Consider the following 15,895-nt stretch of genomic DNA (forward strand, 5'->3'; position numbering starts at 1 on the left):
ACCATGACCGATATCCAAGCTCTGTTTGAGCGCATTGCCCCCCTCTACGATCGCCTCAATGATCAACTCAGCTTTGGCCTTCACCATGTCTGGAAACAGATGGCCGTGGACTGGCTAGACCTCCCCCAAGGGGCAAGGGCGCTAGATCTCTGCTGTGGCACAGGGGATTTGAGTCGTCTGCTCGCCCGTCGGGTGGGGCGGCAGGGGCAGGTGATGGGGCTGGACTTTGCGGTGGCACCGCTGGCGATCGCCCGCCAACGCAGTGAGCATTACCCCCAAATTGAATGGCTCCAAGGAGATGCCTTAGCAGTACCCTTTCGGGATCAAACATTTCAGGGCATCACGATCGGCTACGGGCTACGCAATGTGGCAGATATTCCCCAAGCCCTCAGGGAAATGTTTCGGCTGTTGGTTCCCGGTGGGCGGGCGGCCATTCTCGACTTTAGCCATCCTCAAGCCCCCGCACTCCAGCAATTTCAGCAATGGTATTTGCAACAGTGGGTAGTGCCTACTGCTCGTCAGTATGGCTTGGCCGCAGAGTATGACTATTTGTGGCTGAGCATTCAGGCTTTTCCCAGCCCACCGGCTCTCTGTGCTCTAATTCAAAAAGCGGGTTTTCAGAGCGTGAAGCACTATCCCCTCCTAGGCGGGCTGATGGCGATTACTGTTGCGCAAAAGTAATCTACGTTACAAATATTAGGCTTCACTCCTTTGGCAATCCTCTAAGCTATAGATAGGCGAACCGCAGGGCGTTTGGAGGGCAGTATGTATAAAAAAATTCTCGTTGCAGTTGACGACAGTGAACTGGGAGAACAGGTCTTTCAAACGGCGCTGGACTTGGCACAGCACTACCAAGCCCAGATGATGCTGATTCATGTGCTTTCACCCACCAATGAATCCTATCCCGACCCCATCTTTACCACCCCCTTGGCCTCTGGGGTATATGTGGGACTTCATGAGGAAGTGATGCGCGCCTATGCCGAGCAGTGGGAAAACTTTGAGCAAAAAGGCTTGGATATGCTGCGCAACCTCACCCAAATTGCCATTGAAAAGGGGGTACCCACAGAATTTACCCAAGCCCTAGGGGATGCGGGTCGTGCTATCTGTGATCTGGCCAAAGATTGGGAAAGTGATTTGATTGTGCTGGGGCGGCGAGGTCTCAAGGGGTTGAGCGAGTTTTTCCTTGGCAGTGTCAGCAACTATGTGCTCCACAATGCCCACTGTTCTGTGCTCACCGTTCAGCGTCGCCGTGATTGAGACTCCCGTTCGCATTAAGTGTCTTGTACAACCTACCCGTCCCGAGTGGGTGATGCAGGCGATCGCTCACTTGGATACCATTTTGCTCGATCACTCCCACTGTGAGCGCAAAGCTGCGAGTGTCGCCATTAACTTGATGTTTCGCTATCCTTCCCACAAGCGGTTGGTAGACGCCCTCACTGATATTGCCCAAGAAGAACTGGAGCATTTCCGCCAAGTCAATCAACAACTCGAACGCCGCCACATTGCCCTTGCGCCTCTGAGTGCGCCCCCCTATGCCTCTCGGCTGAATGCGGCTGTCCGCCCGCAGGAACCTGATCGCTTCCTAGATACCCTATTGGTTTGCGCGTTGATTGAAGCTCGCAGCCACGAGCGATTACAACTGTTGGCTCAGCATTGCCCAGATCGGGAACTGGCGGAATTCTTTGCCAGCCTCGTCACTTCTGAGGCACGTCACTATGGCACCTATTGGTACTTGGCCTATGAGTTCTTTGGTCAAGAGGCGGTTGAAAACCGTCTGCGGAAGCTAGCTACTCTTGAGAGTGAGATTCTCAGTACGCCCTACCCCTTGCCCCGGATTCACAGTTAGCCCTAGATCGCTGGTGGTGTTGCCCCTTGAGCGGTGGTGGGCTGACCAACTGTAAGGCGCACCGTTTGGCCAAATTGCTCCAAAATGACTGCGGGTGTCGTGTCGTAGGCATCAATAGCACGCACAATTACATTGCCGGCGATCGTATCCCCCACCTGCACCGTGCGCGTGACATTCTCCTTGGGTGAGCGAATAATGGCTTGAAGGCGACCATCCACCGCAGCCACACCAAAAACTTTCACAGCTTGGGCATCAACCGGTGGGGGCGGTGGCGGGGGGGGTGTCGGTCGGCTAGCAGTAGAGGCAGTGCCTGCACCATTGCCGGCGGTGCCGGCAGAACCGGGAGCACCATTCCCCCCAGCACCATTGTCCATACCGCCAGTCCCTCCACTGCCCCCATTGATGCTACCCATATTGGGCAGGCGAATCGGCGCGAAGGGATTAGATCGGCCAATATTTGAGAGTCCCTCAATGTAGGTTTTCGGATTTGTGGGCGGCGTTAAGGCAGCAACCGCCGATCCAGCGGCAGTGGGTTCTGTCGGTTCAGGGGTTGGGGGGGCTGCTGTGGGGGGAGCAACCGGTTGCTCAGTGACTTCTGTTTCACTCACGATGAGGCCACAGCCGCTCATTGCTGCGGTCAGCAACCCAGTTGCAATGGTGATGAGTGTGGCGCGCTGTTTCAACATTTGGTGTCTCACCCTTGGATGATGGTCTGGTGGTGCAGACGTCTTCTTTCTTGCCTACTATAAAATGTACCGTTGGCTTTCAGTGGCTATGCATAGGCAGTTGCCAAAGTGGTCTTGGCGGCAGAGAGTTGCTGTGGGAGCGATCGCTCGGTACACTGAAGAACAACTGTAACGTTATTTACGGAATCAATCGGTCATGAGTGCTAAGCCCGTCGTGATTGCTCCCTCTATTCTCTCTGCGGACTTCAGTCGCTTGGGTGAAGAGATCCAAGCGGTGGATCGGGCGGGAGCCGACTGGATCCATGTGGATGTCATGGATGGTCGTTTTGTTCCCAATATCACGATTGGGCCATTGATTGTTGAGGCGATTCGCCCCTTGACCCAAAAGCCCCTCGATGTGCACTTAATGATTGTCGAGCCAGAAAAATACGTGGCGGATTTTGCCAAAGCGGGGGCGGATATTATCTCTGTCCATGCGGAACACAATGCTTCCCCCCACCTGCATCGCACCCTCTGTCAAATCCGCGAACTGGGCAAACAGGCAGGGGTGGTGCTTAATCCCTCTAGCCCTCTTGAACTCATTGAGTACGTCCTCGATGTTTGTGACCTCGTCTTGATTATGAGTGTCAACCCCGGCTTTGGTGGCCAGAAGTTTATTCCAGCAGTACTACCGAAAATTCGGCGCCTACGGCAACTGTGCGAAGAGCGCGGCCTAGACCCATGGATTGAAGTGGATGGCGGTCTCAAGGTGGACAATACGTGGCAAGTCCTTGAAGCGGGTGCCAATGCCATTGTGGCGGGTTCAGCCGTCTTTAAGGCACCGGATTACGCTGCCGCGATCGCTGGCATCCGCCATAGCAAACGCCCTAGTCCTGAGTTGGTAACCGCCTAGACACTGACTGCCGCGGGAACATTGAATCGCTGCCACGAAAAGGCTTTGAGGTGGCGATCGCCCGTCTGATGCAGGATCAAGTTGGCCATGAGCTTCGCTGTAATTGGGGCAAGCAAAATGCCATTGCGGTAGTGTCCTGTTGCCAAGTAAAGGTTGGCCGCTGGCCCTTGACCCAAAATGGGTAAGTCATCGGGGGTGGCTGGACGGTAACCCCACCAGGTATCAATCACCTCATAGCTCGCCAGTTCAGGAACAATTGCCGTGGCTCGGTTCAGCAGCCCTTGGAGTCCGGCAACGGTTGTTCCCCCTTGGAAGCCCACGTTTTCACTGGTGGCACCCACCACCACTTTGCCAGAGCGGCGCGGCACGAGATAGAGCTGATCGCCAAAGATCACATGGTTGAGCAGGGATTGCCCCGGCGGCTTAAGCGCCAGCATTTGGCCTTTGCGTGGGGTGATGGGTAGGGGCAGCAAACTTTGGGTCCAAGCGCCGGTCGCCAGAATGTAGATGCCGGCTGACCAACGCCCGCGATCGCTCTCTAGGGCAGTAATTTGCCCTTGGGGACTGTACTGAAACCGCTGAACCGTAACCCCCTCAATGACCTCGACGCCAAGAATACGAGCGGCGCTCACCAACACCTTGGCCAAGTTGCGGGTATTCACCTGACCATCCTGGGGAAACCACCAAGCGCCTAGCACAGTGTCAGCAAAGCCCGGCTGGTAATTCGCTAATTCTGGAGCGTCAAGCCAGCGACTGTCAGGTTCCATGGGGTGGGCGCGATCGCGCTGCCGCTCATCGGTTACCGGCGCCAAAATGCCACAGGGCCAGTAGCCCGCATCCATGCCCGTCAGTTGCTCAAGCTTATCAATCCACGTCGGGTAGAGATTGCGGCTCGCCGTACACAAATTCCACATGGCGCCTGCCGGCAAGCCTTCTGCTTGGGGGGCTAACATTCCCGCTGCCGCATGGAGTGCTGCTTCCCGAAACTGGCGGCTGAGAACCGTAGGTCGTGCCCCCCGCAATGCCAGTTCGATGGCGATCGCCAGCCCCATGGTGCCGCCACCAATAATCAAAATGTCTCGCTGTTCATCCCCAAGGATCATGCTTGACTGCTCAATCCCAATGCATGTGTTTTCCTATCTTGGCACTTGCCACCCCTTAAGGGTAGCCCAAACCACGCAAGTGAGGGGGGGTGAGCCTCCTTGTTTTCCCCTCCTGAAGTCCACTCGTTATAATAAGGGCGATCGCGGTGGATTTGCTGCCGCTGTGTGGTAACTGTCCATGATCTCATCCGGCTCTCACTACCCGATCTTTGGTCCTGAAATTCGTTGTCCCCACTGTCGGCAAGTCATTCCCGCCCTGACCCTCACCGATACGTACCTGTGCCCGCGCCACGGTCCTTTTGAAGCAAATGCCAAAACTGGAGAATTAATGCACCTGCAATCCGGTCGCATTTGGCGCCTCTGGGACGGCGAATGGTATCGCCAGCACACTCACCCCGACGGGATTCGCTTTGAAATCCACGATGCCCTCGATCGCCTCTACACCCAAGGCTACCGTGCCACCAAAGTCATTATTGCCGAACGCTATCGGGATCTCTTTTGTGCCTACCTCGAACGCAGTACCCCTTGGCGAGGCCCCACGGATCCGCAAATGCTGCGCCTCTTTGGTTTGCCCGTTGAGTTTAGCCCTCCCGCTAGCCAAGAAGAGCGCTGGGATGTGATTAACTTTGATCTCGAAAAAGAACCCGGCACCCCCATTCGCCCCCCCTATTTTCGGATGTTTGACTAGTGATGCTCACCCTCGCCGACTGTGGCGAACTGGAATTGATTGCCCGCCTGCGCCCCTATTGCCACAGGGAATTGATTGGCGATGATGCAGCGGTTCTGTCGCTACCCTCCGGTGAACAACTCGTTGTGAGCACCGACGTGCTGGTGGAGGGGGTGCACTTTAGTTTGGGGATGACCGATACCCCGGTAACAATGACGCCGGTGGATGTGGGCTGGCGATCGCTGGCCGCCAATTTATCCGACCTTGCGGCCATGGGGGCATTGCCCTTGGGGTTAACGGTGGGTCTCGCGGCACCGCGCAACTGTCCTGTGGCAACCATTGAGGGCATTTACCAAGGGATGGCTACCTGTGCTCAGGCCTATGGCACTAGTATTATCGGTGGCGATACCTGTCGCTCTAGCGTTCTCAGTCTCAGCATCACGGTCTTGGGCAGTGCGCCTAGGGAACGGATTATTTATCGCGATCGCGCCAAAGTGGGGGATGTCATTGTCGTCACTGGTCTGCATGGCGCCTCCCGCGCCGGTTTAGAGTGCCTGCTGCATCCCCAATGGGCGAGCACTGTACCCGAAGAACTGCGGCAAGCATGGATCCAAGCCCATCAGCGCCCCCAACCTCGATTGGATCTGGTGCCATGGCTCCACCAACATCTCCCCCCCTCGCGGATTGCTGGCATGGATAGCAGTGATGGCCTTGCGGCGGCTGTCTTACAAATTTGTCAAGCAAGCGGGGTCGGTGCAGTCCTTTGGGCAGAGCAAATTCCCAAGGTGTCCCATCTCGATCCGCAGCAGGCGTTAACATGGGCGCTCTACGGGGGTGAAGATTTTGAGTTAGTCCTCTGTGTCCCCCGCGAACTAGCGACCGAGGTATGTACAGCAGCGGGGAACAATGCGGCAATGGTTGGAGAAATTGTCCCTGAAACCACCGTCCAGCTTCAGCAGGCGGGCAAAACCCTACCCTTGCAGCCCCAGCAACTCTTTCAGCACTTTTAGTGGCCTGTGCAACAGCTAGAGAAGTCGCTACTCTCTGCTCGCAATCTTTCGATAGGGGGGACAGGCGTCAAGGAATATTACAAAAATTCATCAATTTTGCGGGCGATCGCCGACAAATCCCCATAAATTTATACATTTCTTAAAAAAATGCCGAGCTACCCCCGAATCGTTCTAATCTAAGTTAGCGCGTTAACTAAAAGTAAAGGGAGCCTCTTAGTAACCATGGTTGTCAAAGCAAGTGGTGGAAGCTCGGTTGCCCGCCCGCAACTTTATCAAACAGTCCCCGTTTCAACGATTATTCAAGCCGAACAGCAGGATCGCTTCCTGAATCGGGGTGAACTGGATGAACTCGCTGTTTATCTGCGCTCCGGGGCAAAACGCCTTGAAATTGCCACCACCCTCACCCGCAACGCCGACATCATTGTTTCCCGTGCTGCCAACCGCATCTTTGTCGGTGGTTCCCCCATGGCCTTCCTCTCTCGTCCCCAAACTGAAGAAGCCCCCCAATTCACCACTGGGGCAAGGGGCGAAGCCATTGACATGAAAGAAGCCATGAAGCTGGGAACCGCAACCTATGTGGACACCCGTGGTGGATTCCTAGAGGGCTTGCGCTCCGTCTTTAGTGCCTCTGGTGGTGGTGCGCCCGTGGGCTTCAAACCGATCAACATTGCCCGCTATGGCCCTGCCCGCATGGAAAAATCCCTGCGCGACTTGGATTGGTTCCTGCGCTATACCACCTATGCCATTGTGGCTGGCGACCCCAACATTCTAGCGGTGAATACGCGCGGCTTGCGGGAAATCATTGAGGCTGCTTGCTCCACTGATGCCACCATTGCTGCCCTACAAGAAATGCGGCGAGCCGCCCTCAGCTACTTTGAAAAAGACGCCGAAGCCAAGGGCATTGTGGAAACCTACTTTGAAGTTCTGATCAACGAATTTATTGCCCCTGCCCCCTCCGATAAAGTGCGGCAGCGCAACTCCACGGATCTTCAAGGCCTGCAACTACCCCAGATTTACTTCAATGCCGCCGAACGCCGTCCCAAATTTGTGATGAAGCCGGGGCTATCCGCTGCCGAGAAAAACGAAGTGGTCAAAGCCGCCTATCGGCAAATTTTTGAGCGGGACATCTCCCGTGCCTACGGCTTGGGCATCTCTGACTTGGAATCCAAGGTGAAAAATGGCTCCATCTCCATGAAGGAGTTCATTCGTCAACTGGCCAAATCGCCCCTCTACCGCAAAAACTTCTACGAACCCTATATCAACAGCCGTGCCCTAGAACTAGCCTTCCGCCATATTTTGGGTCGTGGGCCCTCTAGCCGCGAGGAAGTGCAAACCTACTTTGCGATTATTTCCAAAGGGGGTCTCCCTGCCTTGGTGGATGCCTTAGTGGATTCCAAGGAATACAGCGACTACTTTGGTGAAGAGACGGTGCCCTATCTGCGGGGTCTGGGTCAAGAGGCTCAAGAGTGCCGCAACTGGGGGGCTCAACAGGATCTCTTCAAATACAGTGCTCCCTTCCGCAAAGTCCCGCAATTCATCACCACCTTTGCCGCTCAGGATCAGCCGCTGCCGGATCAACACCCCTATGGTGCCGGCAACGATCCCTTGGAAATTCAGTTTGGCGCCATCTTCCCGAAAGAGAAGAAAAATCCCAATGCTCGCCCCCAACCCTTCAACAAAGATACCCGCCGCATTCTTATTACGCGCGGCCCAGGGATCAACAATCAGGTCAGCAATCCCGCAGCGCGTGGGGTCGCCCCCGGCAGCCTAGGGCCAAAAGTCTTCAAACTGGATCAGCTTCCCAGCATCAATGCCCGCATTGGCAAACGCTCGATTGCCACGGGCGGCGACAGTGTCAAATTTGCTGAAAGTTCGACCCAGCGGGTGATTCGTGCCGCTTATCTACAAGTCTTTGGCCGCGATGTCTATGAAGGGCAGCGCCAAAAGGTGGCCGAGATCAAACTGGAAAATGGTGAAATCTCTGTCCGTGAGTTTGTGCGGATTTTGGCCAAATCGAATCTCTTCCGCAGCCTCTACTGGACACCGCTGTACGTCACGAAGGCGATTGAATATATTCACCGTCGCCTCTTGGGTCGTCCCACCTATGGTCGCCAAGAGATGAATGCCTACTTCGACATTGCCTCGAAAAAAGGTCTCTATGGCTTGGTGGATGCCATCATCGACAGCCAAGAGTACAGCGAAGCCTTTGGCGAGGACACAGTTCCCTACGAGCGCTACATTACGCCCCAAGGTCTAGCCCTGCGATCGCTCCGCACCGGCACGATTGGTGAAACTGGCGTACCCCCTGAAAAAGAAGAAACGCCTCGCTTTGTCGAACTGGGGGCAGTGACCGAACTGCGAACCGAACCAGCGATTCAGTTCCGTGCCAATCAAGGGGTGAGCAAGCGCCGCGACCAAATCAAGGTCTTCAAGCTCACGGATCTCAACGACAAGCAAAATCTGCAACTGGTGATTCAGGCGGCCTATCGTCAGGTCTTTGAGCGGGATGTGGCGCCCTACATTGTCCGCGATGAATTTACTGCCCTTGAATCGAAGCTCAGCAACGGCGAGATTACTCTTAAGGAGTTCATCGAGGCCTTAGGTTGCTCGGAACTCTATCAGAAGGAGTTCTACATCCCCTACCCCAACACCAAGGTGATCGAACTGGGCACCAAGCATTTCTTGGGTCGGGCGCCCCTTGATCAAGCGGAAATTCGGCGCTACAACCAAATTCTTGCCACCCAAGGCTTAAAGGCCTTTGTCCAAGCCCTTGTCAGTAGTGCTGAATACGCTGAAGCCTTTGGTGAGGATACGGTGCCCTATCGTCGCTTCCCCACCTTGCCGGCGGCCAACTTCCCCAACACTGAGAAATTGCACAATCAACTCACGAAGCAAAGTGATGCGATTGTCGTGCCCAGCTTCGCACCAGTGAAACCCCGCCTCGATAACACAAAGCTGCCGCTCCTCAGTCGGGCGATCGCCGAGCAAGGGGCCAAAGCGCGTCAAGCAGATCCCAGCAAACCCCGCTTTATCGAATTGGGACGCTCCTTCCGCAATGGCGATGGTCAATCGGTGGAAGTGGGGGTCGGTACTACCCGGCGCCGTCCTGCTCGCATTTTCCGCATGACCGTGGGGGCGCCTAGTGCTGAGGTGGAACTGGTAATCAATGCCATCTACTGCCAAGTCATGGATGTCTTCAGTGGCCAAGTGCCCAGCCAGTTCCGGCGCCCTGATCTCGAGAGCCGCCTGCGCAACGGTGAAATTACCGTCCGCGAGTTTGTGCGTACCCTAGCCAGCTCGGAGATCTATCGCAACCGCTTCTACACTCCCTATCCCAACACCAAGGTGATTGAATTCCTCTTCCGTCACCTCCTCGGTCGCGCCCCAGCCACCCAAGCGGAAATTCGCCAATACAACAAAATCTTGGCGGATCAAGGCCTCAAGGCTGCTGTGGAAACGATGGTGAATAGCCCTGAGTACAGCCGCTACTTTGGCGAAGATGTCGTGCCCTACAAACGCTTCCCCACCCTGCCGGCGGGTAACTACATTGGCAGTGTCAAGGCCGATGCCGACTTGGTGAAGCAATCTTGGTCGAGCCTCTCGCCCTCATTGGTGGGGATTCAGCCAAGCCATCGCGACTAGGAAACGCTGCGACTAACCACTTGTGAATCCATCGCCTAGCGGATGCTCTTTGGGGAGTGTCCGCTTTTTTTTTGAGCTGCTCAGACCACGTTAAAATATCTTAAAGATTTTCAATCCTGAAAAATCTGCCAAATCCTCTCCTAGTCAGGGCTGGGAGTCTTTCTATAGCCAGTAAAAAAATGATAGAGTACAAAAAATTCACATTTTAATTTCTATCCATTACTGTCCTCATTGAGTAGGAGTGTCCGTTACTTTGGAGAGCCACAAAGAAAAGATACTCGTTGTTGATGATGAAGCGAGTATTCGCCGAATTTTAGAAACTCGGCTGTCAATGATTGGCTATACGGTCGTCACTGCCGCCGATGGCGAGGAGGCCCTGACCACATTTCGGCAGGAACAGCCAGATCTCGTGGTGCTTGATGTGATGATGCCCAAACTAGACGGCTATGGCGTCTGTCAAGAACTGCGCAAAGAATCCGATGTCCCCATCATTATGCTCACTGCCCTTGGCGATGTCGCCGATCGCATTACGGGGCTAGAACTGGGCGCCGATGATTATGTGGTCAAGCCCTTTTCTCCCAAAGAGTTGGAAGCCCGCATTCGCTCGGTACTGCGGCGGATTGAAAAAACCAGCACCTCCGGTATTCCCAGCTCTGGGGTGATTCAAGTGGGCAATATCCGCATTGATACCAACAAGCGCCAAGTCTATAAGGGGGATGAGCGCATCCGCCTCACGGGCATGGAATTTATGCTCTTGGAATTGCTGGTGGGTCGCTCCGGGGAACCTTTCTCACGGGGAGAAATTCTCGAGCAGGTGTGGGGCTACACCCCAGAACGCCATGTGGATACGCGGGTGGTGGATGTCCACATTTCCCGCTTGCGGGCTAAGCTAGAGGAAGACCCCAGTAATCCAGAATTAATTTTGACAGCGCGGGGAACAGGGTATCTCTTTCAGCGGATTACTGAACCGGGAGAAGCAAGCAACAAAAATCCCTAACTGGCTTGAGGGTGGGCCATGAATAAACAACGCTGGCGCTGGTCAGAGGTTGTGGGGCTAGGTCTGACGGCTGTGGCCTTGGCAATTGTGGCCTTTATGCAGCAGGATGCCCTGCGTCAGTTACAGGCTCAAACGGCAGAACAATTCACCGATGCCGAATATGAGCGCCAGAATGCCCAAACGATTACTCAAATGCGGCTGTTGGCAAATCTCCCTTCCTTTGGTTTTGACAATTTAGTTGCCGATTGGGCGTTTTTGCAATTTCTCCAGTTTTTTGGTGATTCCGCTGCTCGCCAAGTCACGGGCTACGACGATGTCCCTGCTTTCTTTGAGGTGATTATCGCTAAAGACCCCCGCTTTGCCCCAACCTACCCCTATCTCTCGACGGCAATTACGGTGTATGCAGGACAGCCGCAAACCTCTGTGGCCTTGATGGATCGGGGTCTAGCGGCGATGAATCCCGCCTATCAACGGACGGCCTACTTAGGATGGGTGTTTCGGGCGATGGATGAATTGCTCTTTTTGGGCAAGGGGCGAGCGGCAGCAGAGTCCTACGATCGCGCGGCGGCTTGGGCAGAAATGAATCCAGATTCACAAGTCCGCGCCGCAGCGGACTATTATCGCTCGTTGGCACAAACCCTACGGCGGGATCCCGATAGTCGGATGGCACAGATCAATGCGTGGATTTGGGCACTGGTGAATGCGGTCAGCGATCGCTCGCGGCAAACAGCGATTGAAAATATTGAACGCCTTGGGGGCAAAGTCTCACGGCTCCCCGATGGCACTTGGCAAATTCGCCATCCTGAGGATCTGCGGTAACGCCTGTGGAACGCACGATTGCCGAAATTAATGAAAAGATTGCGGCGGGCAAGGCCACGGTTTGGACATTGGCAGAACTCAAAGCCCGCCTTGAAAGCCTGAGCATTGCTGAAGCAACCCGCCAAGTGGATGTGGTGACAACGGGTACCTTTGAACCCATGGAGTCCTCCGGGGCGATCATTAACTTGGGACCCACTGATCCGCCGATTAAACTGCGGCAGTGCTGGCTCGATGGCATTCCCGCCTACAGTGGTTTTGGCGCTGTCGATCTGTACTTGGGAGCAGCCCAATCCCTTGACCCCAATTCCGAAGGGGGCGAAGCCGATAGTCTGCGGGAACGGGGAGGTGGCCATGTCATTGCCGATTTGATTGCGGGTAAAGTAGTTCCCCTACGTGCGATTGGCTATGTCACCGATTGTTATCCCCGCGCCAGTTTAGAAACGATGATCAGTAAAGAGACGATCAATCAGTTCTATCTCTACAACCCCCGCAACCTCTATCAAAATTTTATTGTGGGTGTGAATGGCGGCGATCGCCCCCTCTATACCTACCTTGGCCCGCTGCAACCGCAACTGGGGAATGCCGTCTATGCCTGTGGCGGTGCTCTCTCACCTCTATTGAATGATCCCTACTTGCGACTGGTGGGGATTGGCACGCGCATTTTCCTCGGTGGTGGCATTGGTTATGTGGCTTGGGAAGGCACCCAACACTTTCCCTTACAAAAACGTTTGGCCAACGACACCCCCATTGGCCCAGCGGCCACCCTTGCCCTGATTGGTGATGCTAAGCAGATGGATCCCTTTTGGGTGCGCGGTTGCTATTTCAAGCACTATGGAGCGTCCCTGATGCTGGGGGTGGGGGTTCCGCTGCCGGTGTTGGATCAAGAGGTCATTGCCCGCTGTGCCATTCGCGATGAGGACGTGGTGGCGCCGATTATTGACTTTTCAATTCCCCGCCGCGTGCGTCCCACCTTTGGCATGGTCAACTATGCACAACTCAAGTCGGGCAAAATCAAAATTGAAGGCAAAACTGTGCGCACCGCGCCCCTGACGAGTCTTCACTTTAGTCAGCGCATTGCCGAAGTTCTCAAAGATTGGATCCACAGTGGTCGTTTTACTCTGACAGAACCCATTGCCCCCCTGCCGCGCGATCGCACCTTTGTGCCGCAGCAACCTTGGATGCCCGCTGTCAGTGATGATTAGGGCGGGGGCTAACCCTGCTTTGGCTATAATTGTAAAAGGTTAGACCACCTTGGCCTTGCTAATGCTCCAGTTCCCTACCCAGTGATTCACACCACTGCTGAACACCTGCGGATGGGTGTTTAATAGGAAATAGGGATCTAGGAAGCGATTGCCTGAAAGCGCAGAATTGCATCTTGGACTAACTTAAATCCGTCATGCGTGTTATTACGGTTGATAGATATTCTAATTGTGTGTCAGTCTCAGCATTAGGGTAGAGGTCAAGGGCTGTGCAGTATCTCGCCGAGGTGATTAAAAAAACGGGTTTCATGGGGACGAAATCCGAGTTAAAACTGCTCATGCGTGAGCAATCGGGCTACTGGCACCCTGTCCCCCAAAACGAAGAGACGATTCCCTTTGACAACAGCCGCGACTACGGCAATGGCGTGTTGGTTTTTGTGGAAATGGCCGCCAACCGCCAAATTCACAACGTGGACGAAGCCTCGCGCCGTCTGACCGGTATTTTGCATGGCTTCACTCGGATGCGCGAGCGGTTTCAAAGTCAAGAGGAAGAAATTGAAGGTTGGAAGCAGTCCCTCTCCTATCAAGCAGAAGCTCTGAACCAGCGGGAACAGGAATTTGAGCAGCGTAAAGAAGAACTCCAAGAACTAGAGGCGCAACTGGCCGGAGCTGAGGAACAACTGGCACAACTCAATAAGTTACGCCAAGAACTCAGTGAAGAGGAACAGCGGATTCAAACAGAGCGCCAAGCCCTAGAAAATTTACGCCACCAAGTCCATCAAGAGCAGCAGCGCTGGGAACAACTTAAATCCAGCCATAGTGCCGGGTTATCCCCAGAGCAAATTCGCCAAGTGGACTCGATTTTGCAGCAGTTGGGCGATAGCCTCAACAGTGGTGGTCGTCTGCAAATCACGGCATGCGTTCAGATTTTAGATGAGCAGCAGGCCTTGCTGAACCAATACTGGCAGCAACTGGAGCAACTAGAGCAGGAAGTGAGTCAACGCCAAGCTGCCTTAGAGGAGCAACTGCAAGCTTTCCATGCAAAAGAGGAGACGTGGCGCACCGCTCAAGAACAATTTTGGCAAGACAGTCGCGCGATCGCCCTCCAAGAGGAACTCTGCCGCTACAAACAATCGGTTCTGGAAAAAGAACGCCACCTCTTGGCGCAACAGGAGGACATGATTCAGCAAATGCGCCAAGCGATGGTCAGTGACCTCACAGAGGCAGTGGATGTGAATGCCCTGATGAAAATGCCCATGGAGGAACTCGAAAAAGAAGTGGCCAACCGCGGCAATGACCTCAAGCGAGCCTCCGACTTTGTCAATGACCAAGAAGAAGAGCTAAGAATGGCGCTGGAGTCCTTGGCAGAGCTGGAACAAAAGGTCAAAGAAGCCAGTGACTTTGATCGCCTACAGCTGGCGGGAGAACTAGAAGATGAACGCCAGCGCTGCAATTTGCTCAATCAGGCTCTTGAAGGCCAGCGGCAAAATATCCGTGAAAAAGAAGCCATCTACAAAATCCATAAGCAAGTGCTAGAGGCACGCAAGGATCCTGCCTCCCAACAGGGGATTAGTCTCATTCCCATCCTCAGTGAACTCGAACACCAGTTTCAGAAGTACAGTGTAGCCGTCAATCAACTCGCGGAAGAATTGCAACAGGCCTACACCGATCTCGAAAGTCTGCGCCACGATCTTGAAGAACGCCGCAAAATTCAACAACAGCAAAAAGAGCAGCTCACTCAGCAGGAACACGCCCTCATTGAAGAGCAACGTTTGCTCGCTGCCAAACGGGGACAGGCAACCCTGTTGCGGGAAATTTTACAGCCTGTTCGAGATCGCCTCAATCGCTTGCGCCAAGGGCTAGAGGAACTCAACCAAAATATCCTTAATGGCCGCCCTAGTAGCCTCATTAGTGAGTTGCAGCAGGTGGTGATGAATTTAGGCCAAGGGACTTGAGGGCGCGGCTAATTGCGCTGCTTCAGGGCTTCTCGGACTTTCGTTTCGCCAGCGCGGTTATTTTGCTCGCGGTAGAGCTTCAGAGCCATTTGATAAGCACTGCGAGCTTCCGATCGCTGGCCTTGGACTGCCAAGGCTGTCCCCAAGCGATAAAATGCCTCAGGATCCCTAGCGTTGATCTGAGTGGCTTGGCGATAAATTGCCACCGCTTCGAGGGGATTGTTCTGCTGCATTAACAACTCGCCCAAACTGAAGTAGGTGGCTATCCGTTCCGGTTGCAAAGTGATGAGGCGGCGATAGGTTTGAATGGCGCGCTCGGGTTGATTGGCCGCAACGGCAAGTTCTGCCACCTGTTGCAGTAGATCCACATCTCGCTGGCCAAGGTTAGCCGCTCGATCAAGGGTCTGCCAGCCTTTACTGGTGTCTCCAGCAGCTAAAAGTGCCATCCCCAAATTGAGTTGAATGGAGGCATTGCTAGGGGCAAGGACTGCTGCCTGTTGGAGGTTGCTGAGAGCGTCAGGAATGTTGTGCTGCTGGAGGAGAAGTACCCCTAACCCTTTGTAAGCTGCCCAATTGCGAGGGTCAAGACTAAGGGCAGAGCGATAGGCTTGAATGGCTCCTTGGGGGTCGCCAATACGGGCAAGAATCACAGCCAGTCCTTCGTAGGCTTGGGGGTTGCGATTGTTGAGGCGGATCGCTTGGCGGTAGGCGGCAGCGGCACCATGATTTTCCCCCATCATCCCCAGACTGTAGCCTAGGGCATAGTAAAAGTCTGCGTTTTGTTGATCTAGCTCAATGGCGCGTTGATAGGCGTGAGCGGCGTCCGCAAATTGTCCCTGCTGGGCATAGAGATAACCAATGGCAGAATGCACGCGAGGATTGCGACTCTCGCTTTGGAGCAGTTGCTGATAAATGGCCAAGGCTTGGGCATAGTTCCCTGCTTCCACGAGTCGCCGCCCTTCCTGCATGAGGGTGCTGACTTGGGTATTGGCCTGTACTGGCGGTGCAAGCCAAAGGCTAAGACTAGCAATACTAGCCCAGAAAAGGGGATTGCAACGCATGGTAAGTGAGTCCTCCTC

14 protein-coding genes are annotated in these 15,895 nt (G+C 54.5%); 11 read left to right on the forward strand and 3 right to left on the reverse strand.

Going from position 1 to position 15,895, the window contains the following annotated elements; translation table 11 throughout:
- The first annotated feature begins 3 nt into the window (after window positions 1-3).
- The 3 genes from ubiE to NBE99_RS08450 all read left to right on the forward strand — a co-directional run bounded on the left by ubiE (window position 4) and on the right by NBE99_RS08450 (window position 1,846).
- Window positions 4-681, forward strand: a complete 678-nt coding sequence (gene ubiE / locus NBE99_RS08440; protein ID WP_250681655.1) for a bifunctional demethylmenaquinone methyltransferase/2-methoxy-6-polyprenyl-1,4-benzoquinol methylase UbiE — start codon at window positions 4-6, stop codon at window positions 679-681.
- An 84-nt stretch (window positions 682-765) separates the two neighbouring features.
- Window positions 766-1,257, forward strand: coding sequence for a universal stress protein (locus tag NBE99_RS08445; protein ID WP_250681656.1), 492 nt, complete (start codon window positions 766-768; stop codon window positions 1,255-1,257).
- The gene (locus NBE99_RS08450; protein ID WP_250681657.1) at window positions 1,214-1,846 is read left to right on the forward strand and encodes a tRNA-(ms[2]io[6]A)-hydroxylase; all 633 of its coding nucleotides are present in this window, start codon (window positions 1,214-1,216) and stop codon (window positions 1,844-1,846) included. Before NBE99_RS08445 ends, NBE99_RS08450 begins: the two co-directional genes overlap by 44 nt.
- Window positions 1,847-1,848: 2 nt before the next feature.
- On the opposite strand, the gene NBE99_RS08455 is transcribed toward NBE99_RS08450, so the two are convergent.
- A complete protein-coding gene (locus tag NBE99_RS08455; RefSeq protein WP_250681658.1) occupies window positions 1,849-2,532 on the reverse strand; it encodes a hypothetical protein in 684 nt (227 codons plus the stop codon).
- A 196-nt stretch (window positions 2,533-2,728) separates the two neighbouring features.
- Here NBE99_RS08455 and rpe point away from each other — a divergent pair, with 196 nt between their 5' ends.
- Window positions 2,729-3,424, forward strand: coding sequence for a ribulose-phosphate 3-epimerase (gene rpe / locus NBE99_RS08460; protein ID WP_250681659.1), 696 nt, complete (start codon window positions 2,729-2,731; stop codon window positions 3,422-3,424).
- Here the strand turns inward: rpe and thiO are convergent.
- Complete coding sequence (gene thiO / locus NBE99_RS08465; RefSeq protein WP_250681660.1) at window positions 3,421-4,527, reverse strand: glycine oxidase ThiO; 1,107 nt, start codon at window positions 4,525-4,527, stop codon at window positions 3,421-3,423. The genes rpe and thiO overlap by 4 nt on opposite strands.
- A 178-nt stretch (window positions 4,528-4,705) precedes the next feature.
- Here thiO and NBE99_RS08470 point away from each other — a divergent pair, with 178 nt between their 5' ends.
- From NBE99_RS08470 to hmpF, 7 genes are all read left to right on the forward strand, one after another.
- Entirely contained in the window at window positions 4,706-5,215 is a 510-nt protein-coding gene (locus NBE99_RS08470) for a TIGR02652 family protein (RefSeq protein WP_250681661.1), read from the forward strand.
- 2 nt (window positions 5,216-5,217) lie between these two features.
- Window positions 5,218-6,204, forward strand: coding sequence for a thiamine-phosphate kinase (thiL, locus tag NBE99_RS08475; protein WP_250683710.1), 987 nt, complete (start codon window positions 5,218-5,220; stop codon window positions 6,202-6,204).
- A gap of 222 nt (window positions 6,205-6,426) precedes the next feature.
- Window positions 6,427-9,846: a phycobilisome rod-core linker polypeptide gene (locus NBE99_RS08480; RefSeq protein WP_250681662.1), complete on the forward strand. Its 3,420-nt coding sequence runs from the start codon at window positions 6,427-6,429 to the stop codon at window positions 9,844-9,846.
- 253 nt (window positions 9,847-10,099) lie between these two features.
- Entirely contained in the window at window positions 10,100-10,843 is a 744-nt protein-coding gene (gene rpaB, locus NBE99_RS08485) for a response regulator transcription factor RpaB (RefSeq protein WP_250683711.1), read from the forward strand.
- Window positions 10,844-10,861: 18 nt separating this feature from the next.
- On the forward strand, window positions 10,862-11,662 hold the full coding sequence (locus NBE99_RS08490; RefSeq protein WP_250681663.1) for a hypothetical protein: 801 nt from the start codon (window positions 10,862-10,864) through the stop codon (window positions 11,660-11,662).
- A 5-nt stretch (window positions 11,663-11,667) separates the two neighbouring features.
- Window positions 11,668-12,864, forward strand: a complete 1,197-nt coding sequence (locus NBE99_RS08495) for a homocysteine biosynthesis protein (protein WP_250681664.1) — start codon at window positions 11,668-11,670, stop codon at window positions 12,862-12,864.
- Between the two features lie 266 nt (window positions 12,865-13,130).
- The gene (hmpF, locus tag NBE99_RS08500; RefSeq protein ID WP_250681665.1) at window positions 13,131-14,816 is read left to right on the forward strand and encodes a pilus motility taxis protein HmpF; all 1,686 of its coding nucleotides are present in this window, start codon (window positions 13,131-13,133) and stop codon (window positions 14,814-14,816) included.
- 8 nt (window positions 14,817-14,824) lie between these two features.
- Here the strand turns inward: hmpF and NBE99_RS08505 are convergent, their stop codons facing one another.
- Complete coding sequence (locus NBE99_RS08505) at window positions 14,825-15,877, reverse strand: tetratricopeptide repeat protein (RefSeq protein ID WP_250681666.1); 1,053 nt, start codon at window positions 15,875-15,877, stop codon at window positions 14,825-14,827.
- Window positions 15,878-15,895 lie beyond the last annotated feature (18 nt).

Origin of the sequence: Thermosynechococcus sp. HN-54, from assembly GCF_023650955.1 — a bacterium.
Taxonomy (GTDB): domain Bacteria; phylum Cyanobacteriota; class Cyanobacteriia; order Thermosynechococcales; family Thermosynechococcaceae; genus Thermosynechococcus.

What these genes read in the sequence shown, in the direction of transcription:
- thiO (WP_250681660.1), bottom strand. Translation starts at nt 4,527, where the DNA reads ATGATCCTTGGGGATGAACAGCGAGACATTTTGATTATTGGTGGCGGC.
- NBE99_RS08505 (WP_250681666.1), bottom strand. Translation starts at nt 15,877, where the DNA reads ATGCGTTGCAATCCCCTTTTCTGGGCTAGTATTGCTAGTCTTAGCCTT.
- NBE99_RS08450 (WP_250681657.1), top strand. Translation starts at nt 1,214, where the DNA reads ATGCCCACTGTTCTGTGCTCACCGTTCAGCGTCGCCGTGATTGAGACT.
- NBE99_RS08455 (WP_250681658.1), bottom strand. Translation starts at nt 2,532, where the DNA reads ATGTTGAAACAGCGCGCCACACTCATCACCATTGCAACTGGGTTGCTG.
- thiL (WP_250683710.1), top strand. Translation starts at nt 5,218, where the DNA reads ATGCTCACCCTCGCCGACTGTGGCGAACTGGAATTGATTGCCCGCCTG.
- NBE99_RS08470 (WP_250681661.1), top strand. Translation starts at nt 4,706, where the DNA reads ATGATCTCATCCGGCTCTCACTACCCGATCTTTGGTCCTGAAATTCGT.
- NBE99_RS08490 (WP_250681663.1), top strand. Translation starts at nt 10,862, where the DNA reads ATGAATAAACAACGCTGGCGCTGGTCAGAGGTTGTGGGGCTAGGTCTG.
- rpe (WP_250681659.1), top strand. Translation starts at nt 2,729, where the DNA reads ATGAGTGCTAAGCCCGTCGTGATTGCTCCCTCTATTCTCTCTGCGGAC.
- NBE99_RS08480 (WP_250681662.1), top strand. Translation starts at nt 6,427, where the DNA reads ATGGTTGTCAAAGCAAGTGGTGGAAGCTCGGTTGCCCGCCCGCAACTT.
- ubiE (WP_250681655.1), top strand. Translation starts at nt 4, where the DNA reads ATGACCGATATCCAAGCTCTGTTTGAGCGCATTGCCCCCCTCTACGAT.
- NBE99_RS08445 (WP_250681656.1), top strand. Translation starts at nt 766, where the DNA reads ATGTATAAAAAAATTCTCGTTGCAGTTGACGACAGTGAACTGGGAGAA.